This window comes from Salinivibrio sp. ML290, from assembly GCF_001995695.1.
In the GTDB taxonomy this organism is placed as follows: Bacteria; Pseudomonadota; Gammaproteobacteria; order Enterobacterales; family Vibrionaceae; genus Salinivibrio; species Salinivibrio siamensis.
The window spans coordinates 1-26,401 of the sequence record NZ_MUEY01000020.1 but is presented as its reverse complement, the minus strand read 5'-3'; the positions used below and the strand labels follow the sequence as shown (position 1 = coordinate 26,401).

At 47.3% G+C, this 26,401-nt stretch carries 26 protein-coding genes; 13 read left to right on the top strand and 13 right to left on the bottom strand.

Annotated elements, in window-relative coordinates; all coding sequences use genetic code 11:
* Positions 1-14: 14 nt before the first annotated feature.
* Positions 15-1,298, bottom strand: coding sequence for an MFS transporter (locus tag BZG23_RS14935; RefSeq protein WP_077607382.1), 1,284 nt, complete (start codon positions 1,296-1,298; stop codon positions 15-17).
* A gap of 401 nt (positions 1,299-1,699) precedes the next feature.
* Here BZG23_RS14935 and BZG23_RS14930 point away from each other — a divergent pair, with 401 nt between their 5' ends.
* From BZG23_RS14930 to modC, 6 genes are all read left to right on the top strand, one after another.
* The gene (locus tag BZG23_RS14930; protein ID WP_077607381.1) at positions 1,700-3,313 is read left to right on the top strand and encodes an antiporter; all 1,614 of its coding nucleotides are present in this window, start codon (positions 1,700-1,702) and stop codon (positions 3,311-3,313) included.
* 83 nt (positions 3,314-3,396) lie between these two features.
* Positions 3,397-3,807 (top strand): ribonucleotide reductase subunit alpha, encoded by a 411-nt coding sequence (locus BZG23_RS14925; protein ID WP_077607380.1) that lies wholly within the window; start codon positions 3,397-3,399, stop codon positions 3,805-3,807.
* A gap of 13 nt (positions 3,808-3,820) precedes the next feature.
* Positions 3,821-4,564: a HesA/MoeB/ThiF family protein gene (locus BZG23_RS14920; protein ID WP_077607379.1), complete on the top strand. Its 744-nt coding sequence runs from the start codon at positions 3,821-3,823 to the stop codon at positions 4,562-4,564.
* Positions 4,565-4,623: 59 nt separating this feature from the next.
* Positions 4,624-5,475 carry a molybdate ABC transporter substrate-binding protein gene (modA, locus tag BZG23_RS14915; protein ID WP_077607378.1) on the top strand — a complete coding sequence of 284 codons (852 nt, stop codon included), beginning with the start codon at positions 4,624-4,626 and terminating at the stop codon, positions 5,473-5,475.
* Entirely contained in the window at positions 5,472-6,155 is a 684-nt protein-coding gene (gene modB, locus BZG23_RS14910; RefSeq protein WP_077607377.1) for a molybdate ABC transporter permease subunit, read from the top strand. Before modA ends, modB begins: the two co-directional genes overlap by 4 nt.
* Positions 6,152-7,222 carry a molybdenum ABC transporter ATP-binding protein gene (gene modC / locus BZG23_RS14905; protein WP_077607376.1) on the top strand — a complete coding sequence of 357 codons (1,071 nt, stop codon included), beginning with the start codon at positions 6,152-6,154 and terminating at the stop codon, positions 7,220-7,222. Before modB ends, modC begins: the two co-directional genes overlap by 4 nt.
* A 17-nt stretch (positions 7,223-7,239) precedes the next feature.
* Here the strand turns inward: modC and norW are convergent, their stop codons facing one another.
* Both norW and norV read right to left on the bottom strand, forming a co-directional pair.
* Positions 7,240-8,391, bottom strand: coding sequence for an NADH:flavorubredoxin reductase NorW (norW, locus tag BZG23_RS14900; protein WP_077607375.1), 1,152 nt, complete (start codon positions 8,389-8,391; stop codon positions 7,240-7,242).
* Between the two features lie 9 nt (positions 8,392-8,400).
* A complete protein-coding gene (norV, locus tag BZG23_RS14895) occupies positions 8,401-9,900 on the bottom strand; it encodes an anaerobic nitric oxide reductase flavorubredoxin (RefSeq protein ID WP_077607374.1) in 1,500 nt (499 codons plus the stop codon).
* Positions 9,901-10,084: 184 nt separating this feature from the next.
* Here norV and norR point away from each other — a divergent pair, with 184 nt between their 5' ends.
* The gene (gene norR, locus BZG23_RS14890; protein ID WP_077607373.1) at positions 10,085-11,620 is read left to right on the top strand and encodes a nitric oxide reductase transcriptional regulator NorR; all 1,536 of its coding nucleotides are present in this window, start codon (positions 10,085-10,087) and stop codon (positions 11,618-11,620) included.
* Positions 11,621-11,677: 57 nt separating this feature from the next.
* On the opposite strand, the gene BZG23_RS14885 is transcribed toward norR, so the two are convergent.
* Positions 11,678-12,070 carry a nitrous oxide-stimulated promoter family protein gene (locus BZG23_RS14885; RefSeq protein WP_077607372.1) on the bottom strand — a complete coding sequence of 131 codons (393 nt, stop codon included), beginning with the start codon at positions 12,068-12,070 and terminating at the stop codon, positions 11,678-11,680.
* A gap of 104 nt (positions 12,071-12,174) precedes the next feature.
* Positions 12,175-13,362, bottom strand: coding sequence for an NnrS family protein (locus BZG23_RS14880; RefSeq protein ID WP_158011389.1), 1,188 nt, complete (start codon positions 13,360-13,362; stop codon positions 12,175-12,177).
* Between the two features lie 334 nt (positions 13,363-13,696).
* Between BZG23_RS14880 and BZG23_RS14875 the strand changes: the two genes are divergently transcribed.
* Together BZG23_RS14875 and BZG23_RS14870 are read left to right on the top strand one after the other, a co-directional pair.
* The gene (locus BZG23_RS14875) at positions 13,697-13,897 is read left to right on the top strand and encodes a hypothetical protein (RefSeq protein ID WP_077578364.1); all 201 of its coding nucleotides are present in this window, start codon (positions 13,697-13,699) and stop codon (positions 13,895-13,897) included.
* 127 nt (positions 13,898-14,024) lie between these two features.
* Positions 14,025-15,188, top strand: coding sequence for a DEAD/DEAH box helicase (locus tag BZG23_RS14870; protein WP_077607370.1), 1,164 nt, complete (start codon positions 14,025-14,027; stop codon positions 15,186-15,188).
* Positions 15,189-15,251: 63 nt separating this feature from the next.
* Here the strand turns inward: BZG23_RS14870 and BZG23_RS14865 are convergent, their stop codons facing one another.
* Positions 15,252-15,878 carry a DsbA family protein gene (locus BZG23_RS14865; protein WP_077607369.1) on the bottom strand — a complete coding sequence of 209 codons (627 nt, stop codon included), beginning with the start codon at positions 15,876-15,878 and terminating at the stop codon, positions 15,252-15,254.
* On the bottom strand, positions 15,872-16,741 hold the full coding sequence (locus BZG23_RS14860) for an MBL fold metallo-hydrolase (RefSeq protein WP_077607368.1): 870 nt from the start codon (positions 16,739-16,741) through the stop codon (positions 15,872-15,874). The genes BZG23_RS14865 and BZG23_RS14860 overlap by 7 nt, the downstream gene beginning before the upstream one ends.
* A gap of 167 nt (positions 16,742-16,908) precedes the next feature.
* Between BZG23_RS14860 and BZG23_RS14855 the strand changes: the two genes are divergently transcribed.
* Positions 16,909-17,811 (top strand): LysR family transcriptional regulator, encoded by a 903-nt coding sequence (locus BZG23_RS14855; RefSeq protein ID WP_069587831.1) that lies wholly within the window; start codon positions 16,909-16,911, stop codon positions 17,809-17,811.
* Positions 17,812-17,867: 56 nt separating this feature from the next.
* Here BZG23_RS14855 and BZG23_RS14850 read toward each other — a convergent pair whose 3' ends face one another.
* The 6 genes from BZG23_RS14850 to BZG23_RS14825 form a co-directional block, all read right to left on the bottom strand.
* Entirely contained in the window at positions 17,868-18,347 is a 480-nt protein-coding gene (locus tag BZG23_RS14850; protein WP_077607367.1) for a YaiI/YqxD family protein, read from the bottom strand.
* A gap of 64 nt (positions 18,348-18,411) precedes the next feature.
* On the bottom strand, positions 18,412-19,533 hold the full coding sequence (locus BZG23_RS14845; protein ID WP_077607366.1) for an alpha/beta hydrolase family protein: 1,122 nt from the start codon (positions 19,531-19,533) through the stop codon (positions 18,412-18,414).
* A 27-nt stretch (positions 19,534-19,560) separates the two neighbouring features.
* On the bottom strand, positions 19,561-20,319 hold the full coding sequence (locus tag BZG23_RS14840) for a MipA/OmpV family protein (RefSeq protein WP_077607365.1): 759 nt from the start codon (positions 20,317-20,319) through the stop codon (positions 19,561-19,563).
* A 75-nt stretch (positions 20,320-20,394) separates the two neighbouring features.
* On the bottom strand, positions 20,395-21,684 hold the full coding sequence (locus tag BZG23_RS14835) for a sensor histidine kinase (RefSeq protein ID WP_077607364.1): 1,290 nt from the start codon (positions 21,682-21,684) through the stop codon (positions 20,395-20,397).
* Positions 21,681-22,355 carry a response regulator transcription factor gene (locus BZG23_RS14830; RefSeq protein ID WP_077607363.1) on the bottom strand — a complete coding sequence of 225 codons (675 nt, stop codon included), beginning with the start codon at positions 22,353-22,355 and terminating at the stop codon, positions 21,681-21,683. The genes BZG23_RS14835 and BZG23_RS14830 overlap by 4 nt, the downstream gene beginning before the upstream one ends.
* Positions 22,356-22,488: 133 nt before the next feature.
* Positions 22,489-23,178: a type 1 glutamine amidotransferase domain-containing protein gene (locus tag BZG23_RS14825; RefSeq protein WP_443216293.1), complete on the bottom strand. Its 690-nt coding sequence runs from the start codon at positions 23,176-23,178 to the stop codon at positions 22,489-22,491.
* Between the two features lie 258 nt (positions 23,179-23,436).
* On the opposite strand from BZG23_RS14825, the gene BZG23_RS14820 reads away from it, so the two are divergent.
* From BZG23_RS14820 to BZG23_RS14810, 3 genes are all read left to right on the top strand, one after another.
* On the top strand, positions 23,437-23,979 hold the full coding sequence (locus BZG23_RS14820) for a copper resistance protein NlpE (protein WP_046075759.1): 543 nt from the start codon (positions 23,437-23,439) through the stop codon (positions 23,977-23,979).
* Between the two features lie 283 nt (positions 23,980-24,262).
* The gene (gene tssD, locus BZG23_RS14815; protein WP_077458326.1) at positions 24,263-24,739 is read left to right on the top strand and encodes a type VI secretion system tube protein TssD; all 477 of its coding nucleotides are present in this window, start codon (positions 24,263-24,265) and stop codon (positions 24,737-24,739) included.
* Positions 24,730-25,500 (top strand): DUF4225 domain-containing protein, encoded by a 771-nt coding sequence (locus BZG23_RS14810; RefSeq protein ID WP_077607362.1) that lies wholly within the window; start codon positions 24,730-24,732, stop codon positions 25,498-25,500. Before tssD ends, BZG23_RS14810 begins: the two co-directional genes overlap by 10 nt.
* Positions 25,501-26,401 lie beyond the last annotated feature (901 nt).

Here is a 26,401-nt window from a genome sequence, read left to right as displayed (position 1 = left end):
TTTTCACATTTGTGTCATTCACTTAGTTCTGGAAGGTCATTTTCTGTTCTTCCAGACCGCCACTCTTTGCTTTCAGACTTCCTAATTGAAAAATGCATCCAAGTTAGCGCTAAACTACATAATACAAAGAGCAACATAAAGCATGTTTGCCAGACTCCAACTAGGTCGTTTAACATGCCAAATGTTAACGGAAGAAAAAAGCCACCTAGCCCACCAACCATGCCAACAGCACCACTTACAACACCTACATTATTAGGGTAATAAACAGGGATGTGTTTAAAGACTGCCGCTTTTCCTAACGACATAAAAAAGCCAAGAACAACACAGATTACTGCGAATTGATATACATTGGTTTCTAAGGAGAAATTGATAACACCCTGAATTCCTTCAACACTATAATGAGTGTTGGGGTAGCTAAGGATAAAGGTACAGGCTACCGAAGCAATAAACGTCCAGTACATCACTTTACGTGCACCATACCTGTCGGACAGTATCCCACCAAGAATGCGAAACAAGGAGCCTGGAACCGTGTAAAGCCCAGCGATCAAACCCGCCTGGGCCAAAGAGACATCGAATACGCCGATTGTATATTGCGGTAGCCATAGAGCTAATGCTACAAATGCACCGAATACGAAAAAGTAGTATAAGGAGAAACGCCAGACCCTAACCTCTTTCAAAGGTTGAAGCTGGCTAAATATGGATATCTTCTCTCGCGGTGTTTCTCTGTGTTCGTTCTTTGCCAGCAGATAAAACCCGACGCCCGCTGTTGCTAAAATGATCGCATAGACTTGCACAGCGCTGCGCCAGTCCATGATCAGTAATAACATTGGCATACAAAGTGAGGTAACAGAGGAGCCGACATTTCCCGCACCAAATATACCTAAGGCTGTACCTTGTTGATTTTTATCGAACCAAGCCGATACGTACGCAACCCCAACGACGAAACTACCACCCGCCAATCCAATACCAAGCGCACAAAGTAATAGCAAGTAGTAGCTGTGAGATAAACTCAGCAGCCATGCAGCACCAGACGAGAGGAGCATGACAACCGAGAAAACAGCACGGCCTCCAAAGAAATCAGACGCGATCCCCAGAAATAATCGACTGACTGAACCTGTGAGAATAGGAGTAGCCATTAAAAGTCCCAGCTCAGTACTAGAAAGTTGAAATTCTTCCGCTATTTTTACACCAAGTATGGAAAATATCGTCCACATGGCAAAGCAAAGCGTAAACGAAAATGTTGACATTCCCAACGCAAACTTTTGTTTCGTCCCTGAACTATCGACTGGCTGGCCCATATAGCTTTCCTCCGACTTGTAGTTAAATGTAATCTATAAGATCAGAAAAAAACCGCTATACGTTTAAAGTATCATAATCTTTTCAAAAGATACTCAATTGGTAGTAGGCGGGCATATTACATTTTATGTAAACCATAAATAAGAAGAAAATCTAGAAATAATAACAAACAAGCAATCAAGACCGATTGAAACGAAAGGGGCAAAAACAACACGGCGCACAACTAAACCGCATGTGCTTGAATTAAAATAAGAAAACAATCTTGATACCTACTATTAGATACTCCCTTCGCGTCAAATCATGACGCCGACTACCTCCTGCTAGTAATTGTTTTATTTTTCCTTGGGTGCTTTAGTTAAGCGAGATGAAAAAATCCTTTTCCGTTTGAATCATGGGGGAGTAAATGGGAAACATCCATCGTTGGAAGCCAGAAGACAGTGAATTCTGGGAACAGTCAGGTAAGCGAATAGCAAGCCGAAATTTATGGATATCTATTCCGAGTCTCCTCTCCGGATTCGCGGTTTGGTTATACTGGGGAATATTAACCGTACAAATGATTAATGCTGGTTATAGTTTCAAGCCAGAGGAGCTATTCACACTAACAGCAATTGCCGGTCTCTCAGGCGCTACACTACGCATACCAAGTAGCTTCTTTATCCGTTTTTGTGGGGGAAGGAATACTATTTTCTTTACCACTTCATTGCTGATCATTCCCTCACTATTTACAGGAATAGCGCTACAAGATCCTAATACACCACTATGGCAATATCAGTTGCTCGCCCTTTTATCAGGTATAGGTGGCGGGAACTTCGCCTCGTCAATGTCCAACATTAGCTTTTTTTACCCAAAACAGAAACAGGGTTTAGCCTTAGGGCTCAATGCTGGCCTGGGCAACTTTGGCGTTACCACAATGCAGGTCGTTATACCGATAGTGATGACATTTGCTGCCTTTGGTGCTTTGAGTGGCGACCCGACTCAACTTGTTATTGATTCAGGTACGATTGTCGGCAAGATCAAGGCTGGCACACCTACTTGGATTCAAAATGGCGCGTTTGTTTGGCTGTTGTTTTTAGTGCCACTCGCTATCGCCAGTTGGTTTGGCATGGATAACATAGCCACCCAAGAAGTGACGCCTGATCTCCCCTCTCCTCCAAAGGCCTTTACCATGATAGGCATGATGCTACTCATTGGGTTGGTTACATCTGGGGCGGGGCTCTGGCTCATGTTACCTACTGGGGCCAACGGAAGTGGTTGGAATGTACCGAAAGAGGCAGCGTTATTGCTTGTGCTGGTTTCAACGTTGCTACTTCTCAAAACACTGCCCGGCGCAATTAGTGACAGCCTCACCCATCAGTATCGAATCTTCAAAAACAAGCACACATGGATAATGAGTGTCATTTATACCATGACATTTGGTTCATTTATTGGCTTTTCCGCAGCGTTTCCTCTGGCGATTCAATTGATCTTTGGCTATCAACATATCGTCGTTGACGGTGTGATGACCCACTCAACACCCAACCCAGCTGGTCCGAGCGCACTTACATATGCGTGGATGGCTCCTTTTATTGGGGCGCTAGTACGGCCTGTTGGAGGCTGGTTAGGTGATAAGTTTGGTGGCTCCAAAGTGACTCAAGTGTGTGCTGCGGTCATGACACTATCAGCACTTGGCGCGGCCTTTTATATGGCGCAGGCGTACGAATCAGACACACCGCAAGAGTATTTTCTACCTTTCTTTGTGTTGTTTCTATTCCTATTTACAGCATCCGGTGTGGCAAACGGATCGGTGTTCCGCAGTATCGCCATTATTTTCCCCAAGTCAGAGGCAGGCCCTGTTTTAGGGTGGACATCGGCCGTCGCCGCATACGGTGCATTTTACATTCCCATGGTGTTTGGTGAGCAAATCAAAGCAACAACACCTGAAAACGCTCTTATCGGGTTTGCCATTTTCTATGCAACTTGCTTYATCGTGAACTGGGTATTTTATCTTAGAAAAAAGGGTGAGTTTTATAACCCATAGTATCTACGCTATTTTCATTGTTTTTAATCCAATCTATGGGCAGTCATGGCTGCCCTCAATTCATTAGGCTTAATAGGTTAAGAATGCAAATAACCAGCTATAAAGATTTAATTGATGCCGCCAGTATGCAATCAGAGCCACAGAGGCTGCTTTTTGTGTTTGCGAAAGCCGAATTACCAGAAGGTCATACAGCACAACAAAAGAATGTTTTTCAATCAGGAAAAGGCGGCACACTTACCCCTGTCCTTTGTGTGGATAAACTTCCCAAAGAGGTAGAAGCTTTTTCTACATTGGTTGCAGAGTCCCTCACAACCGGCTTCGACTGGGACGTAGTGTTCATTTCTTCACTCGATGGACGAGGTGGCTATCCACCCAATAGCGATCAGGCGCAACAGCCACTAAGAATGATGCTGAATCAGATAAACGAAGGCAAAATCGGCATGTTTATTACAGCAAATAGAAACGGTGACCTGATTTCTCTTAATCCAGCTTAACAAGGTAAACACTATGATACTAGTTGAACACGAGTATCAACGCTATGACCGTCAAATCGCTCTCAAATGTGTGGACATCGAAGGCCAAGAGCGGCTCAAAGCAACTCGCATTTTGGTTATAGGGGCGGGAGGTTTAGGATGCGCCGCGGCACCATACCTCGCCTCCTCTGGAGTGGGGCACATTACCGTTTCGGACTTTGACAAAGTAGAGCTGTCTAACTTACACCGACAAACATGCTTTACTGAAGGTGATATCGGCAGCTATAAATCTGAAGCAATGTGCGCCCGTATGCTGGCTAACAACAGCCATATATCTTGTACACCAATAACGTCGAAACAATCCTCGCAACAGCTGACCGAAGCAATTCTAGAGCATGACCTTGTTCTCGACTGTACCGACAATAAGCCTACGCGAGAGCTTATTAATGAGATCTGTTGGCAGCAGAAGACCCTACTGATCTCAGGTTCGGCCATTCGCACCGAAGGGCAGATAGGGGTTTTTACCGCCAATAAGGGCGAAGCTTGTTATCAATGTATCAGCTCACAGTTTAGCGCCGCTACCCCTAGCTGTGTCATGTCCGGGATCCTTCCTCCAGTTGTTGGCATCATAGGACTAACCCAAGCCCTTATCGCGATTAAAAGCGTCATCGTACCGAGCTCAGTGGCGACTAACGCGTTTCACTATTTCGATGGACTATCAATGGAGTGGTTCAAGTTCAAAGTAAACCCTAGCCCCGATTGCGAAACCTGTGGGTAGTCAAGTTTAAACAACGTCCGCCACGTTAAATAAGAGTTGTACATGATGGAGCTAGAAAAATGCATTTGAATCAATTTGTACTTACAGCGACGCTGAGTCTACTGTGCTTTTTCTCTGGTGCTACGATGGCAAAGACCTCCCCGCTACGTGTTGCTGTTTCAGCGAATTTTAATGGTACTTTCAATAAACTTGCTTGCGCCTATCAACGAGAGTTCGAACAACCCTTTCTTGTCAGCTCTGGCTCTTCGGGCTCTCTGTTTGCAAAAATAAAACACGCAGCGCCCTACCATCTGTTTTTTTCCGCGGATAAACTACGTCCAGCCTTACTGGATAAAGCAGGGCTGACCGTTGAAGGCTCTCGCTTTACCTACGCCATTGGCATTCCCGTTTTGTGGTCTAAAGACCGTATTCTACTCAATAAAACCGGTAAGAAAATCTTTGAAGCACAGAACTTCAAATACATTGCCATCGCAGATCCTCGTATTGCTCCATATGGCCTTGCCGCCAAACAGATTTTACAACGCCTTGAATACTGGGACGACTTAAACACGAATGCAAAAATTGTAAAAGCACAATCTATTGGCCAAACATATGGCCAGGTAGCATCAAGAGCCGCCGAAATGGGATTCTTATCGTTGTCGCAAGTAAAGGATCATGTTGAGACAATCGGCGGTTCATATTGGATACCTCCTCAACCTCTTTACGATCCCATTGAACAACAAGCAGTTATTCTCAACTACGCAAAAAAAGCGCCTCGTATATTTGATTCAGCGGTTCATTTTCTTAACTGGGTAAAAACCAGCCAAACTGCTAAAGCCATTATCAAGGCCTCAGGTTACAAAATAAAACAGTCATCAGTATCGAGCCAATCGATGTCAATGCACTCAGAGAAAGGCAATATTGAACAATGATTTCTCCAAACGATGTCACTGCGCTTTTCATCACCCTAAAGCTCGCTTTCGTTAGCACGAGTATTTTGCTTGTTATTTGTACACCGCTGGCATGGTGGATAGTCAACACACGGACGCGTGTAAAAGTCTTCATTGAAGCATTAGTGATGTTACCTTTAGTCTTGCCGCCTACTGTGTTGGGCTTCTACCTACTCCTACTTTTGGGGCCTAATGGATGGATAGGGGGAAGTTTAGAGGCGCTGGGCTTCAACCATTTAGCATTTTCATTCTCTGGGATAGTGGTTGGCTCCATGATCTATTCGCTGCCATTCGTGATGCAACCACTTCTGTCATCTTTTCAGTCCGCAACCGGTAGCGTATTGGACGTCGCCGCGACATTAAGGGCCTCCCCTATTGATCGCTTTTTTAATGTCGTTCTGCCTTTATCACGTAGGGGGTTTTTAACCGCAGGTGTCCTTTCATTTGCACACTCATTAGGTGAGTTTGGCATTATAATAATGATTGGTGGAAACATTCCAGGACAAACCCAACTCGCGTCTATAGCTATCTACAACCACGTTGAGTCAATGAACTACGCTGCCGCACACACATTGGCTGCCATACTTGTCTCTCTGTCATTTATCTTGCTATTGGCAACCTACACGATGAATAAAAAATTTAAACCAGTGAGCTTCTTATGACCATTCAAGTCGCCTTGAAATTGGCCAGAGCCGAGTTCCTGTTGGATCTTAATTTGCGTTTGCCGGGGAAGGGGGTGACCGCTCTATTTGGTCGTTCTGGCTCTGGCAAAACAACCATATTACGCAGTATTGCTGGACTTGAGACCCTAGATAATGCGACGATTATTGTCAATGGGAAAACATGGCAATGCCAAGAAACATACCTACCAACCCATCAGCGCCCTATCGGTTATGTGTTTCAAGAACCGAACCTCTTCCCCCACTTAGATGTCAACGAGAATTTGTTGTTTAGTTATAATCGTGTGGATAAGGCAGAGCGCTATGTGAGTTTTGAAGCAACGGTTAAAAGCCTTGGACTAACCAACATTACTCACTGCTACCCTCACCAGTTATCTGGTGGGCAAAAACAACGAGTGGCAATAGCAAGAGCGCTGCTCACCAGCCCACGCTTGCTGCTAATGGACGAACCAATGGCTTCATTAGACCTCGCCAGTAAAGCAGAAATACTGCCCTATATTGAAACACTCCAATCGACCCTAAAGATACCTATCATCTATGTCAGCCATGCCATCGAAGAGGTATCAAGGCTCGCCGATCATATTGTTTTATTAGACAGCGGAAAGATACTAGCGCAAGGCTCAACGCGAGATATGCTCACAAGGACTGATTTATATCTAGCAAGAGATGATAACGCTGCTGCGGTGGTGCACTGTGTTGTTAAAACGCATACACACGACTATATGACTGTGCTTGATTTATCTAATCATCAACAATTACACGTCCCTTTGCAGCAGGTCGAAACAAATACCATCATTAAAGCTCGTATACACGCAAAAGATGTGTCAATCGCCTTAGAAGCGCCCCGCCAATTAAGTATTAATAATTGCTTAACGGCACAGCTCATGGAAGTAAGTGACGACACACATCCCGCTAACGTCTTGTTGCGATTAGATGTCAGTGGCCAGCCTATATTATCACGGATCAGTCGCCGATCATTTTCTCGACTTAACCTTAAACTAGGGCAAATGCTTTATGCCCTAGTCAAAGCGGTCAGTTTTGATTCGTGACTGACCGCACAACACGGTTACAATGGCTTAGTAGCGACGGATAATTGTCTGAACAGCGTATACGCCTGAGTCACTTGCTCGCCTGTGACAACGAACCCTGTTAGCTGCTGATCGTCGTCAGAGGCTTGCATGACAATCCCCGAATTGGTCATATTGATAGCCCAGCTTGTTGACGAATGAATATTGCCTGCCATATATATGGGGTAATTAGGTGTTTTCACTCTAATCATCATGGCAGGTAAGTTTAAACCGCTGTCGACGCCGAGCAGTTGTTGACCAAGGGTATTTGCACTTAGAGAGATAGCTTGAAGATAAGGCCTAACGCGCCCCTCAATTTCTGCACAATCTCCCAGCGCAAATACGTCGGTGGCGGATGTTCGCAACGTTGTATCGACGCAAATACCCTTGTTCACCTTAATACCTGCTTGCGAAGCAAGCGTGGTATTGGGGCTCAAGCCAGCCGCAGAGATAACAACGTCTACAGCCATTGTTTTTCCACTCTGCAACGTGAGTGAAAGCGCCTGATCCTGTTGATTGATTTCCGTCACACTCTCTTCAAGGCACAGCGTAGTGCCTAGTTGCAACATCTGCCTTTCAAGCGGCCTGGCAATAAACTCAGGAACAAGATCACCAAGAAGATTGATATTGGGCTCAATAACCACGACAGATTTCCCACTACGTGCCAGATCCATCGCAATTTCAACACCTATCAACCCACCCCCCATAATGGCAATACGCTTCGCACGACGCACACTCGGCTCCAATGCCCGCAATTCTGTCAATGAGTTGACCGTCATGACGTGATCCGCAGCATTGCCTTGAACCGGGGGAATGTAAGCAGTCGCACCTGTTGCAAAGACCAGCTTTGAATACGAATACTTTTTTCCATTTGAGAAGACACAATGAGACTGCGTATCGATATCCTCAACAACAGCCTGAGTCAATAAAGTAATATTATGTTCATTTGCGAACACATCAGCGCGTTTTAATACTAAGTCATCCGCTGTTTGTTGTTTACTAAATGCGTGGCTCAAGTCCGGCTTGTTGTATTCATGGCCATCATCCGCTGTCAACACGGTCAACGGGACCTCACCATCCATACGCCGAATTGTTTTAACCAGTTGGTAAGCAGCAAAGCCACTACCAATAATGATAATTGGTTCTGACATCTTCACTTCCTAACTTTGGTGTATTGCAAACACGTCTTTGCCCAGGTGGCATTCAGGGCATAAGAAGTACTGCGGAACATCACTCCACACAGTTCCAGGCTCAATACCTTGATTAGGCTCTCCCACGGCCGGGTCATAGACCCAATTACAGACAGTACAAATCATGCACTGGCAGTCAGCGGAGTGGGACGGTTCTGAATCTTGGCTAGGTTGTGTTTTTTRTGTGTTTGGTTCTTCAATATGTGGTTTCAATGACTGCGGCAGGGAATTTTTTGCGCTCGGCTCCGCAGCGATATGCATACGAGCGGGCGTCTTGTTGGCCCACAACTTTGCAATATATTGACCGTGTTCTCGACATCTCTCTATTCCATCACTATCTGGACGCCATTTTGTCTTTAAGCTCATCGACGTTTCAAAACCTGCATCCATAAGACGCGTGTGGATACGATCAACGGCACCGCCAGTCCAACCGAAGCTACCGAACGCACCCGCCTTTTTAGCTTTGAAACGCAGTCCAGTGATTTCTTCCAGCATCCCTGCAACCTTCGGCATCATGACATTATTCATCGTTGAGGAGCCGACCAACACACCTTTAGAACGAAACACATTCGATATGATTTCATTTTTATCGTGTTTAGAAACATTAAACACTTTTACTGCGACATCTGGGTCGACGTCATGGATGCCCTGCGCGATAGCATCAGCCATCATTCGCGTATTGTTAGACATGGAGTCATAAAAAATGGTGATTCGGTCTTCCTGATAGTCATCAGCCCACGCAAGATACTGCTCAATTATTTGCGTAGGATTATCGCGCCAAACCACGCCGTGAGAGGTGGCGATCATATCGACTGGCAAATTAAAGCTTAAAACTTCCTTTATTTTTTCCGTTACTAGACGACTGAAAGGTGTAAGAATATTGGAATAGTATCGTAAGCATTGTTCCATCAGCTCGTTTTGATCAACTTCATCATTAAACAAGCGCTCATCACAGTAATGCTGGCCAAAAGCGTCATTGCTGAATAAAACCGCGTCCCCAGTTAAATACGTCATCATGCTATCGGGCCAGTGGAGCATGGGCGCTTCTACAAAAATGAGCTGTTTACCATTACCAATATCGATACTGTCGCCCGTTTTCACCGTATTAAAATTCCACTCTGGATGGTGGTGGTGGCCGACTATCGAGTCTATTGCCGCTTCAGTGCAATATATCGGCGTGTCAGGGATCTTCTCCATCAAGGCGGACATTGCTCCGGAGTGATCTTCTTCTGCGTGATTAACAACAATAAAATCAATACGTTGTAGATCTATCTCTCTTTCAAGATTTTGCAAAAACTGTTGGCTAAAACGGTGGTCAACCGTGTCGATCAGTACAGTTTTCTCTTCTTGGATTAGGTAGCTGTTATAACTTGTTCCTTGAGTGATTTTATACTCAGTCCCATGGAAATCTTGCACTTCCCAATCTCGTTGACCCACCCAGCGAATGTTGTTTTTTACCTGTATTGTCATGATTACTACCTTAAATGACATTGAAAATGTAACACCCTCTAATAGCATGAGTCGTGCCAACAAAAAATATCGTTTATAGTCAATAGTTTATTATCAAAATGGATTTGTGAAGTGTCTAATTGACAGCATTGATCATTGTCTTTTTGACATATATGATTGTTAAAAAGACACTAATGCTGATCCCATGACAGAATTGCTCACCCATTGGCTGCACATTACGCAAGACTTGAACTCTGCACTGATTCGAAAAGACCGGTTTGATACCTTATTAACGACAATAAAAGAAGTGCTTCGCTGTGATGCATCCGCACTACTTTTTTATGAGAATCAAACGTTTACTCCTCTGGCCATTAATGGATTATCGCATGACGTCTTAGGTCGTCGTTTTGCTCTCGCTCAGCACCCGCGTTTGGAAGCCATTGCACGAGCAGGTGATGTCGTACGTTTTCCGGCTAACAGCGATTTACCCGACCCTTATGATGGATTAATTCCTAACCATGATGGCAAGCTTCAGGTTCACTCTTGTATCGGACTCCCGCTATTAGTGGACGATCAGCTAATTGGCGCAATCACTATTGATGCGTTTGACGAAAACCAATTTGATGGCCTCCTCAACCAGGACTTACGGTTTATCAGCGCACTCGCAGCAGGCGGCTTACAAACAGCTCTGCTACTGGAGCAATTAGAAACACAAGCCAATGTCACGCATGACGTATTGACAGAGCGGCGGACATTTAGTGATCAAATTATCGCTCGCTCTGCGGCAATGCAGACGCTTCAACAACAAATCGATGCGGTCGCACATACGGAGTTATCAGTATTAATAACGGGGGAAACCGGGGTTGGTAAGGAGCTAGTGGCCAACGCTGTCCATCAACGTTCTGCAAGAGCGTCGAAGCCATTGGTATATCTTAACTGCGCTGCACTGCCGGAGACTGTCGCGGAAAGTGAACTATTCGGCCACATTAAAGGGGCATTTACAGGTGCGATTAGTGACCGAAAAGGTAAGTTTGAGCAAGCTGRTGACGGCACCTTGTTTCTGGATGAAGTTGGCGAACTATCGTTAGAGCTGCAGGCCAAGTTGCTGCGTGCACTCCAATTCGGCGACATTCAACGGGTCGGCGATGACCGTCATATTCAAGTTAATACCCGCATCGTCGCCGCGACCAACCGCGTGTTATATGACGAGGTAATAGCCGGCCGTTTTAGAGCCGATCTATACCATCGTCTCAGTGTATTTCCTCTCAATGTTCCACCCCTTCGCGAAAGAGATGACGATGTCGTGCTATTAGCCGGTTTTTTTGCCGAGCAAATGAAAGCTAAGTTTAACTTAAGCAGTATTCGCCTATCTGAATCATTACTTCAAGAACTCACCCACTATTCATGGCCTGGCAATGTACGTGAGTTAGAGCATGCTATAAAACGAGCCAGTGTCCTAGCTAAGTCACGAACGCAATCGATGGATCTAGAGCTTATTATGCAAGATTTTGATCTATTTACATCTGACAAACAGGCACATGCTCTTCCCCACTCACAGCCAAAGAGAGAGCCAATCGACGTTCCTATATTGGGTTTAAGAGCAGAAACAGATAATTTTCAGAAAAGAATAATCGCGGACGCACTATCACAAAATCACGGTAACTGGGCAGCTACCGCAAGACAACTCGATATGGATAGTGGTAATTTACATCGCCTAGCAAAACGGTTGGGCCTAAAATAAGAGCAACAGATAAGAAGTTCGTAAACTAATGCCCTACTGGGATTCACTTGACGTATTTTACTCGTTATCCGCTTTTGATTTTGCCAGTCGTTTGTGACGGTTAGAGTTTTTAGGGGTTAGAGACGACGGCACCGCTTTGCGCTCATGGTATAGATGTCTAAACGCAAGGAAGGGATGAAACAATAGCATTCTTGGGCCAGCGTAGCGCATGACTGTCTTCATCTGTTGCTTTTCTGCCTTCTTATAGCAGTGGATAGGACAACGATTGCAAGTCGGTTTATCTTGACCATAAGGGCAACGATCCAACTTCACTTCTGCGTAGTCTCTCAAATGTTGGCACTCTGAACAGAGCGGTTTCCCCTGGTGGTGGTGACGACAATAGATTTTAATCATGCATGAAACGGTTTTAAACTCTGTTGCAAGCTCACCGGTTAACCACTTTGAATACATGCCTTACTCCTAGAAATAATAGCAGTAATAGTGGTAAGCCAGAAGAGGAATAACCGTAATTGAGCCAACTCCAAGCTTACCCTTCATTAATCATATGATGGTGATTACCCCGCCGCGCCATCTGCGCGTGCTTGACTCAACATGGGGCCAAATCGTACCGCAAACCAGCCATAGCTGATCGTCCAAAGCAGTGCTGATGCAGCAACAAGCTCTAGGGTATAAACGGGCCAAAACCACATGCCAAATACACGGACGAGGGCTGAAATGAGTAAGGCATAAAAGAGCCAAGAAACAGTGGGACCTTGATAGACATTGCGCCCAGTATGGCCGAGCGTGACTCGCACAATCATGGCCAAGACAACGCCACCGAGCGCACCTATCGCGAATAAGTGCCAGATAAGATTTGATGCCCAGGGGTTAATCACCAAGGCTTTTAATAACAAGCCAAGTGGTAAAAAGAGATAGAATAGGTGCAGCGAGAACAGCATAGGTACCTGGTACGCTCTCCAACCTTTCCAGCGGTAAAGCCGAACACATTGCGCAATACCCGCTGTAAGCAGCAACCCACGCGCGACCATGTTATCAGTGCCGGACACCAAAGTGACGCCAATCAGTAGCACAAACAGAGCAATAATCGCTCGCTCTAGCCACACAGGTGGGCTGGACACCTGTATACCCAACTTCTTCTCCGTGAAAAACGGGATCACGCGGCCACCCATGACGCTAATAAGCAGCATGAACCACAACAAGGTACTGTGCCAAACTTGATTAATAGGTAGTGAGACTTTCCCTAGCATTACGCCGTAAGACAATGCGTTAAGCAAAGCCGCCACCGCTAAAATAGGAATAAACAGGTAATTGCGCTGACGCTTAGTCACTACCACGCGATAACCCAACGACCATGCCACGCAGGCCATAAACAAGGTATCCAGTACTAGGCTCGCCCAAATCGGGACATCCACCCAGAAGCTCAACCGCGCCAACAGCCATAATGAAAAAATGGCGAAAAGCTTCAGCCCTCGGGTACCCGGCACACCCGTCCAGTTTTGCACCGCCGTCATTAAGAACCCACCGACAATGGCCATCGAAAACCCAAACAGCATCTCGTGGGCATGCCACCAAAGGGAGGGAACGGTCAGTGAAACCATTCCAGGATGCGTGTAAAGCCCACTCCATATAATAATAACCAGACATGAGTAAAGAGCACCAAAGAGGAAGAAGGGCCGAAAGCCCAATCGGAGCAACGGTGGGATCTTATCTTCTTTTTGTTTGTCGGTGACATTCAGTAGCATGGTAAAGCACTCCATAGGAGAATTTCGATGATGTCACCCTAGCACACACGAAAACACTGCCTTTGATATTAAACAAATCCAAACCACTTTAATGTGCTACAAAAAATAGGGTTATTATATCTATTGAGTAACCGATTTTCGTCTTGTCGTGTCACTCGGTTAAGGCCGTCAATAGAAGAAGAAACCCAAACCACTAAATAGAACCACGCTACTGAAAATTAATTACAACATTGTCATTTAATACAGATATTAATTAAACATTGATCACAAATGAAACACGAACTATGCTCTAAATATACCAATATGTAATTTAGTTACACATAAGGAGCGTGTTATGTTATCTGCGATTAAGGAACTTTTTACCCCTCATAAAGATTATGCGGGCCGACATATTGACGCCGTTATCGATCGATTAGCGGCACAAACAGGGACAGAGCCCCATGTTTGGTCTTACCTTCGAGAGCAAGCTGTTTATGAAAACACCCTCAATGGCATGCGTGTATATCCTCATGAGCTCAGAAAGTACGCGGCCTAGAACAAACTGTTCCTAGAACACCAACAGATTTTGCGTCGTGCTACTGTAAGGTTCGTGCTAGACTCCACGCCATTCAGTGTGTTTGTGCAGTAACGCGGACACACGCTTCTTGTTTGTTGAGTCTGTTATGCCATTTAAAAAACTGGGTTTAAGCGACCCACTTTGCCAAGCCATATCCCAACGCGGCTTTACCACGCCAACATCTATTCAAGTCAAAGCGATTCCAATCATCCAACAAGGGCATGATCTGATTGCCGCGGCACAAACGGGCACCGGAAAAACCTCGAGTTTTATCTGGCCTATCATCGATAAATTATCTGCCGGTGAAGCAGGACGTAAAAAGCGCGCTCGCGCACTCGTCATCGCTCCCACTCGTGAGCTCGCCCTGCAAGTGGCAGAGAGCGCACGTCAAGACAGCCAGTTTACTGAGCTAAAGACCTTGGCGATGGTTGGCGGCATGGACGAGCAGGCACAAAAGCAAGCCTTGATCGACGGCGTCGACATTTTGGTCGCCACCCCGGGACGACTACGCGATTTACTCAGCCAACGTGCCGTCTATTTAGATGAAGTGGAAGTGCTGGTTCTCGACGAAGCGGATCGCATGCTGGATATGGGCTTTATTGATGCGATTCAACATATTCTAGACCGCTTGCCGGCAAGCACGCAGTGCTTACTGTTTTCGGCCACGCTATCTAATAAAGTGCGCGATCTAGCCAAAGCGACCATTGGCGATGAAGGCAAAGAAATCAGCATTGCCGCACGAGATGCCTCGAAAGACAACATTACTCAATGGTGTATTCCAGTCGATAAAGATAAGAAATCCGCACTACTTAGCCATTTAATTAAAGAGAATGGCTGGACGCAAGCGTTGATTTTTATCGAAACCAAACACGGCGCCGCCAAACTCGCCACCCAGTTGGAAAAACGGGGCATTGCTGCGGAAGCGTTTCACAGTGGACGCAGCCAAGCCGTGCGGACCCAATTGCTGGAAGACTTTAAAAACGGTGACATCCAATTTTTAATTGCCACCGGTGTCGCCGCACGCGGCATTGATATTGAGTCGCTTGAGCGCGTGGTCAATTACGATCTGCCCTTCCCAGCAGACGAGTACGTCCACCGAATTGGCCGTACCGGTCGCGCCAGTGCTCAAGGCGAAGCGATTTCATTGGTCTCGAAAGATAACACCAAAAACTTGCGCATGATTGAAGCACGTCTCGGGCATCCACTTGAACGTCGCATCATCGAAGGCTTTGAGCCTAAAAAGCCGGTACCGCAGACTGCACCCAAGTGATAATGTGCTAACAATGATCGTGACAAAAAACGGCGAGCCTCATGCTCGCCGGTTTTGTTTGCTTTATGCCTGAGTCAGTGTTTGCCAGAGCGCCTGCCATGCATCTGGGCGGCGATAGTATTGGCTCACTGTGATAGCTTGCCATTGACCGTTTTGCTCCACCAGCATGGATGGAAAACCGCGTAAGCCATGCGCTGCCATCAATTGACGGGTTTGATTCACCGCCGGCATCACGTCATTTTCGGCGCGATTCATCGCCTGTTGCCAAGCCCCTGCCTCTATCCCCATCTCACTGGCAAGCTCTGCGAGCGTGTCAGCTTCATAGACGGAGCGACCTTGCTGATAATGGCCACGCTGGATGCGTTTCAGCATCTCTGCACCCTGACCATCAAGCTGCTGAGCAGCGAGTATGGCTTGCGCGGTCATAAAGGAGTCCAAAATTACCGGCTGGTCGCTTGCCACGCGGTCAAGATAGGCTTGACCAAATGCCTGTCCGGTTTGATCGGCAATGGTCTGATCTGCCGCCAAGATGTGTTGACGAAAGCTGTCTTCAATCGGCGCACGCTCTCGCATACCACCTGGATGAAGCTGCAAGTTAATCTCAGGGGTGTTGCTCAAGCTTTCAATCAAGGTGGCGGCGCCAAAGCACCAGCCACACATTGGGTCAAAAATATAGTGGACGTTTACCATTCCATCTCTCCCATATGTACTTTGGCACCAATTTCCAAAGCCATCGGCAAACCCGCTTTCGGATATTTCGCTTGCATGGTTTTAATCAGCTCAGCACTGTCTTTGCTGCTTGCTTTCGCCTCGGCAAAGTCTTGCAAATACTGCTGGGCAAAAGTAATGGTGTCAGCGTTCAGTGCCGTGCCCGCGGTCATGTGTCCTGGGATCACGACGTTAGGCTTCAGTGCTGCCATTTCTTCTAGTTGTGCGGCCCAACCTTCACGCGCTTGGTCAGATTGTGCGTCTGCCATCCAAAGGTGAACATTGCCATATACAGCGACGTTACCCAGGATCGCCTTGTTGGCTGGGATCCAAAGATACGGACGATGTGCCAACTCGCCTTTCGCGCCGCGAATTTCAATTTTACGACCGTCCAGTGTCAATGATGAACGGGTATAAGCAGCAGGCACTACAGGGTTTTGCGGGGCATTATCACCCATTTTTGGAGCCCAAAATGCCATTTTTCCATCCAGTTTTTCTGCAATGGTGGCGCGCACTGCCGGTGTGGTGATCACGTTTGCGTCAGGGAACATGCCGTGCAGCACTTCCGCGCCAAAATAGTAATCTGGGTCTGCTTGGCTAATAAAGATAGTGGTCAGCTCTTTCCCAGAGTCCAGCACTTTAGCGGCAATACGTAGCGCGTCTGCTTTAGTAAAGCCCGTATCAACCACCATGGCTTCGGTTTCGCCATACACCAAGGTTGAGTTTACGTGGAAGCTATTACCATCCGCGTTATACACGTCCAAGTTCAAGGGTTCAGCATTATTTGCTGCCATTGCGCTGCCGGTCAGTAATAAAGAGGCGGCTAGGGTTTTTATCAATTTCATCGTCGTGCTCCGTTGTTTGCATTCGGTGTTGAGATGCTGTGCAGTTTACGGGCTCGACTTGTTCGAATATATAGCTAATAATTTACATCATTATTTCACAATTCGAGCATGTAAACGGGTCGTACCGCCTTACGAACGGCTGGCTCTTAAGCATAGATGAGATTGACATGGACACACTGACTGCAGCCCGCGTATTGATTGATGTCGCCCTTACGCAAAGTTTTACCGCCACTGCCGAGCGGCTCGAGATGTCGCGCCCCATGGTGACTCGTCATGTCGAAGCGCTGGAAGACTGGTTAGGCGTGCGCTTATTGCAGCGCACCACGCGCAAAGTATCGTTAACCTCCGCTGGCGAGCAAAGCTTGCCACAACTGGAACAATGGGTTGAACAAGCCAATGCCCTGACACAGCAATGGCAACAAGACGCGGGCTTGACCGGAAAAGTACGGGTGGCCACCAGTATGTCGTTTGGTTTTGCGCAACTGATCCCCGCGGTAAAGCCCTTTATGGCCGCTCACCCCGGGGTCGATGTAGATATTGAAGTGCAAGACAAGGCCGTCGATTTGATTGCGGAACGGATTGATATAGCCATCCGCATTGCATCCAACCCGGATCCTTCCCTAATTGGTCGTCCGATCGCCGCGTGTGATTCCGTTTTGGTAGCGGCACCGGATTATTTGGCGGCCCATGCACCGATCCGCTCACCGGAAGATCTCACCGCGCATAGCTGTCTCAGTTACAAGCAGTTTGATCGACCGATTTGGCATTTAGACAAAGGCGAGGAACACGCCGCGGTTGAAGTGCAAGGTAAGCTCTCAGCTAACGAGGCGACCACCTTACTCAGTGCTGCCATTCAGGGCATGGGCGTAAGCATGCAGCCGGTGTACCTGGCTCATAGTGCCATTGCGCGAGGTCAGTTGGAGGTCGTGCTCCCCGATTGGCAACCCAAGGCAATGGATATCTACGCCTTGTATCCGTCACGTCGCAACCAGCCACCGGCGGTGCGTGCGTTGCTGGATGCGCTGATTGCCCACTTCGCCAATCGCGAGTGGGCACCGGTTGCTATTTAGCTAGCAGAAAAAATTGCGTAAGAAGAGCTATTTAGTGAGAGGATAAGCTCGCAGGCTTAATCAGACGATTTTGCTCGCGCAGCATGATAACGCTGGGCTTTAACCAGCCATTTATCAAGCTGATTGGCAAAGGCTTGTTTTTGCTGCGGACCAAGCGGAGCAGGCCCACCTGTGTGCACACCGCTACTGCGCATGGTTTCCATAAAATCACGGATATTAAGCCGGGCGCGGATGTTTTCTTTGGTCAGCAATTCGCCGCGGGTGTTAATCACCGTCACGCCCTTTTCAATCACTTCATCCGCGAGCGGAATGTCTTGGGTGATCACCAAATCGCCCGCCTCTGCCTCGGCAACAACTTGGTTGTCCGCCACATCAAAGCCCTTTTCTACCTGACGTGAACTGGCGTAAGGCGACGGCGGTAAACGGATAAACTGGTTGGCAATAAAGGTGGCTTGAATGTGCGTTCGGTGTGCCGCGCGTACTATCATCTCGCGCATCGCGACCGGACAAGCGTCCGCATCTACCCATATTTGCATGCTGGTTCTCTTAGCGTTAGCGTCAATGCCTGCATTAAACCCCAATTCACCGCAAATTGAAACGTTACCCCTGCGTCGTATCCGCGTTTAGTACTGGCTTTACATCGCTTAGCTGCTCAGACGCGCAGACATTAGTCTGTGTTGGCCGCCCGCTCTCAAACTGCGCTAGCCAAGACGTTAAGCATGGCATCACGCCATCTGCAAATGCTGCATCGCCTTGCCACCAAATTCGGGCCAGAGTTAACCAGCGGTGACGCTCACTGTGTGCATTGGCGATGTTGTCGGTGCGCAGTAGGCTGTGGTCGGCCTGTTCAAACACACGCACGTGATAAAACGGCAGCGGCGCGTTAGCAAGCAGCTGGTGATACGTAGAAGCGGTTTTATCTGAGTCGACATAAGCATCCCGCGCACCAAACAACGCTAACGTGGGCACGTCGAGATCGATTAAATCAGCAGTCACATCCGAGGCCCAATTACGTTGTACAAATTGCCAAAAAGCCTCGCTCATTGGGGCGTTGTCATCCTGTTTTACGTGGTTTAGGTACTGTTGATACGACGCGCCGGACTGGATCAAGGCATCCACTGTCGCCTCGGCAGCTTGCTCTTCCGCAATAGCGGATTCACTGTATCCGGCGGCTAATCGCCGTTGACGTCCAGAATACTCGGATTGCGCCATCCAGTTGACTGCTCCACCGACACTGATCAGAAAATCGATGTTTTCGACTTGGTGCGCCACCTTCGGCATCACCCAACCGGCTTGGCTAAAGCCCATCAACCCCAGTTTGCCATCCTTTAGCCCCAAGGTTTGGCGCAAATAGCGAATCGCCGCCGCGACTTCATCGGCCCGATCTTGCATCGATTGCGACCGCCAATCCCCGCTCGACTCTCCCACTCCCGGCTTATCCCAAGACAACGCACACCACCCATTCGCCGCTAACACTCGCCAAAGTGGGAGGTAATAACCAAACGCATCGGTCGGCACGTCACCAGAGCCATGCACAAACACCACACACTGATGCGGGCYCTCAGAACCTAAAGGTAAAATTAACTCACCCGTGAGCTGATTATCACCTACGTTAAAGTGAATGGCTTGACGCTTTAGCCCCGCGTTTGGGTCATCCATGGCTATCACCACAAACGTGCCCATCAGCACCAGCGCTATCAAACCTCGCTTTAGCCACTTCATCCCCTTTCTCCTTCCACCCCATTACCGCTAAAAGGTGTATAAATAGCCGGTATTGAACGACCACAAATCGTCTCTATCAACAATCGGGCTGTCTGATACTTCATCGCCATAGTGGCGATAGCCCACCCCCAACAACAGATGATGCGCGCGGCCAAGCCTGTAATAGAGATTGAGGTCGGATTGAAGCATGCAGGTTTGATCAGGTTGATACGTGGGTCGGCCAGCTTTGGTGTCTTGGGCTGACACACCGACATAATAACGACTCACCGCGCGACCCACACAAGTCAGTGACACTTGAGGATCAAGCACCCACTGGCCTTGTTCCATCGGCGCGCCATAGCGGCCCACCACCGCGCCACTGTTATGATTATCCGAGATATCATGATGGTAGCCGAGCTCAAAATAGCCCACCGACGTTATCCAGCCGGTGGTTAGATTAGCGCTATACACCGTATCGAGACTTTTCATATCTTTGAGGGTTTTGCTGTCACCGCGGGCGTGATCGCCAAACACATCGTCGCCCACGCCCGCCGACACATACCAGCTGTCGCCCTCGGCGAGATACACACCTAGGGTATCGTTGCGATAAAAAATCCCCTCCCATTGCGCCTCAACCACCAGCTCAATGTCTTGGTCATCTTCACCACCGAGATATATCGACGGCTCCGTATAGCCGACCAGGCCGACGGTCAGATAATTATCCGCGGACATACTGTCGGTTTGCGCATGCCCGGCTAAGGGCACCAAGGTCAAAACGAAACAGATAAGTGTGACAAATGGATTCACCGGCGATTCTCCATAATGGCGAAATAGTAACTGAGAGTTCGCCCTTATCTTGAAACAACCGGTATTAAGAAAACCTTAAGACTCTCCCGTCATTTTGTGCGCGGCTTCCCAATTGATAACCGCCTTCGCCATCTGAGCGTCACATTGAAATTCAAAATGCCAGTTGAGCTGTCCGGCAATGCGCTCAACAAGCTGGAGACCTAGGCCAAATCCGATCTGATTCTCATCCACGTCTGAATCAATAGGGTTGGCAATCGAAAACTGCCCGTTGGTGATCTTAATCTCAATCGCACCGGGCGCACTGTAGGTGAGCGCATTGCGAATCAGGTTGGTACTCGCAATACGAAACAATTCCCTCTCAATAGAAATAGGATCACTGTGATTATCGATATGGACAGTCACTGGCTTATGCGCTGCAAGATACGCCAACTCATCCACCAAGGTTGCGCAGAGAGAGCCAAGGTCGACCTTTGATTGGCGAACCTTATCTGGATGTTGCCGTGCCAACCAAAGCAATGATTCAGACAGTGCCATCATATTGGCGTTGGCACGCGAGGCGCGCTGCAAGGCCGGATAACTGGCGTCCTTGTCATCGATGCGCAGTGACAAAGTATCCAAGGATGCCTGCATAATCGCCAACGGCGTACGCAGTTCATGGCTGGCATGCTTTAAGAACTGCTGCTCCCGTTGGTTATGCTCACGCACCTGTTGCAGCGAGGCCATCAAGTGGTCGGCGATTTGGTTAACTTCACGTACCGAAAAGCGTACATCGATAGCTTGATCAGGGTGTGTTTTTACCTGCGCCGACCATGCCACCAACTCTTTGAGTGGCTTCAATGCATTGTTAAACAACAACCCAATCACGGTGACAAGCACCAGCATAAAAGCGGTAATTAACACGCTGGCATCGGCCAACGAGCGCTCGACAATCATGGCGGCTAATGCCTCGATTTTTTCTGCCGCTTCAAACTCGACCAAGTACAGGCCTTGGGATAGGTGCTGATCGGAGTACAACAAATAACCATACTCTCGCGCACCACTGTCATTGATGCGCTGAATTTCAATTGGATCATCGGGCTGTATCGGCTCTGAGGAAAACAAATCACGCACCGATGTCGGGATAGCCTGCCAATCTCGATACGCACTGACAGTGTCACTTTGGGGTAATGGGTAGTTAGGATCGGCGGCCAGCTTCTGCTCTAGCTTGATAGCATCGAGCCGCATGTAGTTTTTGCCTGCCTGACTGATTTGATAAAAGCTAAACACAGTGACAAGTGCCAACAACCCGATAAAGATCGCCACCGCCATGAACACAAGCTGGCGGCGCGATTGCGCGGCGAGGCTTCGAACAGGGCTTTGGCTCATACCGGCGCGGCCTCAGAAAGGGACAAACCAATACCGACATGGGTGTGGATCAGCGTTTTAGCAAAGGGCTTATCAACCACTTTACGCAAATGGTGAAGGTGCACGTTAATGGTTCCTTGGCGCACATCATCGCTGGCCCAAATCGCCTCCTCAATATCGCTTTTGGACACCACAGTGGGTGAGCGGCGCGCGAGTAGCAACAGAATGTTCCAACCGATAGGGGTCAGCTTAAGCGGCGTATCACCGCGCGACGCGATATGCTCTTTGGGATAAATCGTCAGATCAGCGATGGTAATACACTCTCGCACCGGTTGATGACGCCGATGCAAGGCCTGTAAACGTGCGAGTAACAAGGGCATGGTGCAAGGTTTGACAACATAATCATCTACACCGGCGCGAAAGCCCTCAAGCTGGTCGGTGTCCGCGCCGCACGCGGTCAGCATTAACACCGGGGTATCGATACCCTGCTCACGCAGCTCGCGACAAACCGCCATCCCCTGAACGTTGGGCAGCATGTTGTCGAGTATCACACAATCAAACGTCTGCTGGCTGGCAAGCTGGATCCCCGTTTCGCCGTTATAAGCAAAATCACAGTCGATATTATGCAGCTCTAAGTATTCTGAAATCGCTAAGCTGAGGTCGTGGTCATCTTCAATGATGAGTATTTTCATGCGGCATGCTCTTCTATCCGTGTCGTTTTTAATCTACACGAATCCATTGGATAAAATACACCCCACTCTCTTGATCTCGTCCGATACAAAAAAAGCGCCCGCAGGCGCTTTTATCGAAAGACTATCATATGACTTACTTTAGCAATGCCAACACCGCATTGACGCAGGCTTCAGACGACACCGGGTTTTGCCCGGTGACTAAGTTGCCATCAGTAACCACATACGAGGTAAAGTCATCCGCTTTCTCATAAAGACCGCCGTTTTCTTTGAGCATATCCTCAACCAAGAACGGCACCACCTCGGTCAAGCCAACGGCGGCTTCTTCGCCATTGGTAAAACCGGTGACCCGTTTCCCTTTCACTAGTGGCTCGTCGCGATCTGAACGCGTATGGCGGAACACGGCCGGGCCGTGGCACACCGCACCAACCGGTTTGCCCTGATAATAGAAGGTCTCAATCAGCTGACGAGATGTCGGATCTTCCGCCAAGTCCCACAATGGACCGTGTCCACCGGGATAGAAAATCGCGTCATACTCATACGCATTCACATCGCTCAGCTTGACGGTGTTATTAACCATATCTTGCAACTCCGCATCGCCATCAAACCGGCGTGTGGATTCCGATTGCGCATCTTCCGCTTCGCTGTTCGGATCAATCGGTGCCGCGCCACCTTCCGGGCTGGCAACTACAATGCTCGCTCCAGCATCTTTAAACGCGTAATAAGGGGTGGTGAACTCTTCAAGCCAAAAGCCTGTCTTGTGTCCCGTATCGCCCATGGCATCGTGAGATGTCAGCACCATCAAAATTTTGTGTTGTTGCATCATCGCTCCTTATTGTCACGCGTTTGGGTAGTATTTGCTTGGTTTTCATTGAGTAGACTAACAAGACATGAGTGTTAACGTAAAAGGTGGTCGCTTAGATCACTCTCATCAGTTGACGGTTTTTTTACGTTTATTGTCTAACTCTGACCTAATGCTAGCGCAATAATGACACCTAAGCGCAGCAAACGCCTATCATGAAGTCATTCATCGCTGGTCCCCAGCAACGATTTAGCCTTTAAACATTGATTAAACGAGGTAAACATGAAAAAAACCTATTTACTTGCACCACTGGCACTGGTTGTCGCACTGGTCGGCTGTGAACAGCAAACCAACGAACCACAAGAGGCGCAATCGCAAGTCGAATCTAGCTTAGACGACGCCCAAAATGCAGTGAAAGAAGGCACAGAGCAAGCGATGGATAGTGCAGAAAACGCCATCGATAGCGCAGAAAACACCGTTTCTGAAATGGTTGATCATCATAATGCAAAAACATCACTAGACTGGAACGGTACGTATCAAGGTGTGGTGCCCTGCGCCGACTGTGAAGGTATTGATACCACACTAACACTGAACCCAGACAACACGTATTCACTCACCAAAACCTATCTGGGCAAAGAGGGAGAAGCACTTAAAGAATCGGGCACCTTCAAGTGGGATGAAACAGGCAGTGTCGTCATCCTTGAAGGGCTGACTGACAGCCCTAACCACTTCTTTGTGGCGGAAAACCAGGTGATCATGCAAGACATGAATGGCGAAACCATCGAAGGCGACCTTGCTGAGATGTATCACCTGAAAAAGCAGTAATCTACCTAAGGTCTGTGATCGGCTGTTTTGGCAGGTTACAGGCCCTTTTCATCATAACCTTTAACAGGCTTCACCTCTTCTCCATTTGTTAAGTGAATATTGTCGCCGAAATACCCACCAAGATCAGACAGTTCGACATGATCTAACTTGATACATTGACTTTACGATACCTTTACACCTCCCATTCAGATGAGAGATCGATTCCAGAAAATCCTTTGCCTTTATTTCTGGCCAATCAAAGTTGATATATTCGGCCGATAAATAGCCAAGCTAGGAGTAAAACGTGGCCCATACCGCATACATAAAGATGATTGGAGAAACACAAGGCTGTATCTCTCAAGGTTGCAATACCGATGACTCTATTGGGCGAAAAGCGCAGATTTCACACATGGACGAAGCAACCGTTTTAGCTTGCAACTACTCGCTAGAAAAAGAAGCGGACCAAGTCAGAAAAACTCTCAGCGCTTTAACCATCACAAAGCCGATCGACAAGGCTTCCCCTCTTCTTGGTCTTGCTTTTTCAAAACAAGAGAAGATTCAGTGTGAGATAAAGTTTTACAGAACCAATGATAAAGGCCACAACGAAAATTACTATACCATTGAATTAGTTGATGCTGTCATCGCACACCTGTCGTTTAACCAGCCTCATGTCCTTATGTCCGGCGATGAGGACATGTCCGAGGATATTGCTCTTCGGTACAAAGATATCGTCTGGAAGCATAATATTACTGGCACCCAAGGCTACGAACGATGGGAGTAAGATCTAAGCCCTCACCTTACGACATTGCCGTTGTAAGAAAAGCTGGCAAAGGGTTAACCATGCAAGCTACAAGCCTCGCTAATCGTCATATTCGAAGTGGGGTCTTGAAGAATCAATTCGTCAGAGAGATTGATCGGTTTGAACAATGCTTGGTTAATGACGTTGAGCGGGGTAAGAAAACCAAAGCGCAAGCTCTTACCGAAATGAAAAGAGAGCAATCCAGCTTAATGGAGCAGTCTTCGTTAATTGCCTCAAAAGGAATCGGTACTATTGCCGGCGCCATGCAAGTTGCCGCGGGTGGAGCAATATGCATTTACTCTGCCGCATCATTATGCTCGATCGGCGCATTGTTGGTGACTCATGGGCTTAACAACATGTATGAAAACGGTAAATACTTTGTCGATGGCGACGAAGATGCAACTGGCTTGGTTCGCGAAGCTTATCAAGGTGCCGCCGAATTTGCAGGATATCCTAAAAGCTATGGAAACATGGCCTACTACGGTGTCGATTTGGCCTTGTCAGGCTATGGAATGGTAGCAAAAACAACCACAGTAAAAGATGCCGACAAGGCTTATCAAATACTATCAAAGGGCACATCCCAGACTTGGACTAAGAGCAGAAATGCGAAAAGATTTAAGCTCTTCAGATATAGCTCTGAAGATTACTTGAGAGGTTATCAAGCAATGAGCAAGTCCGCCCTGGGAGTGGAAGTGGCAGCAGATTACTATAATATTGACGCTATAAAGGACTCATACAAGTGAGCGAGTTTTTATTTTTTTTAATTACAGCTTTACTGCTATCTGCGTTGAGAGGGATCTCTCGCATATCCTTTAAAAGTTCAGCATGCCTTTTCATCTACGTTGTTCTAGTTATTGGTTTTATCGGTGGGAATTACTACTCTATTTTCATAAATGGAACTTTATTGATGGATATATTCCCAAACCTATCATTTGAAGAAAATGAAGTAATTAGGTGGCTTAGCATCATTATATGTTTATTTTTAGGGCTACTAACTCCCAAAAGGCAGTAAATAAATACTTTCATCACGATCGTTTCTTTTCGAAAAAGTCACACTCCACTGTGGGTATAGCTTATTACAGGAGCCGTTGGTGATGGTATGACTGCTGACTCCTTATACAAAGAGATGAAAAACTGACCAGCATAATAGGTTTTTCTGTTACATCTATTTGTCTTGTCTATTTATTATGGCGAATAAATACCAAGCCATGCAAAGGAAAGTTTTTTCTAAGGGTTATTGTACCTTTTCCCTTTGCAATACAATTTTTTTCTATTTTTCAATATGGAAACAAGACTGCTGGCGTGCCTGTGAGAGTTACTTTCTTTGAGGATATTATAGTTCATCACTTACATCTACCGAACCCTGCCGTTCAGTGGCTATCATTTATTTTTTGTATGCTCATTGTTATTTTTTGCTTTCCCAAAAAGCCAAGGTAAGTGACTGATAAATAAACTACAAATTACTATTTTTACTAAAAATAATGCGTTCATCCTAACGTCTAACACTTGGACTTAAGGGCAAAAAATGCTAAAAATTTAAGCTATTTCGATATAGCTCTGAGGATTATCTGAGAGGTTATCAAGCCTCAAGCCGACTATGCCTGGGGGCAGAGTCCGTAAGTGATAGTTTTACAACATATTCAT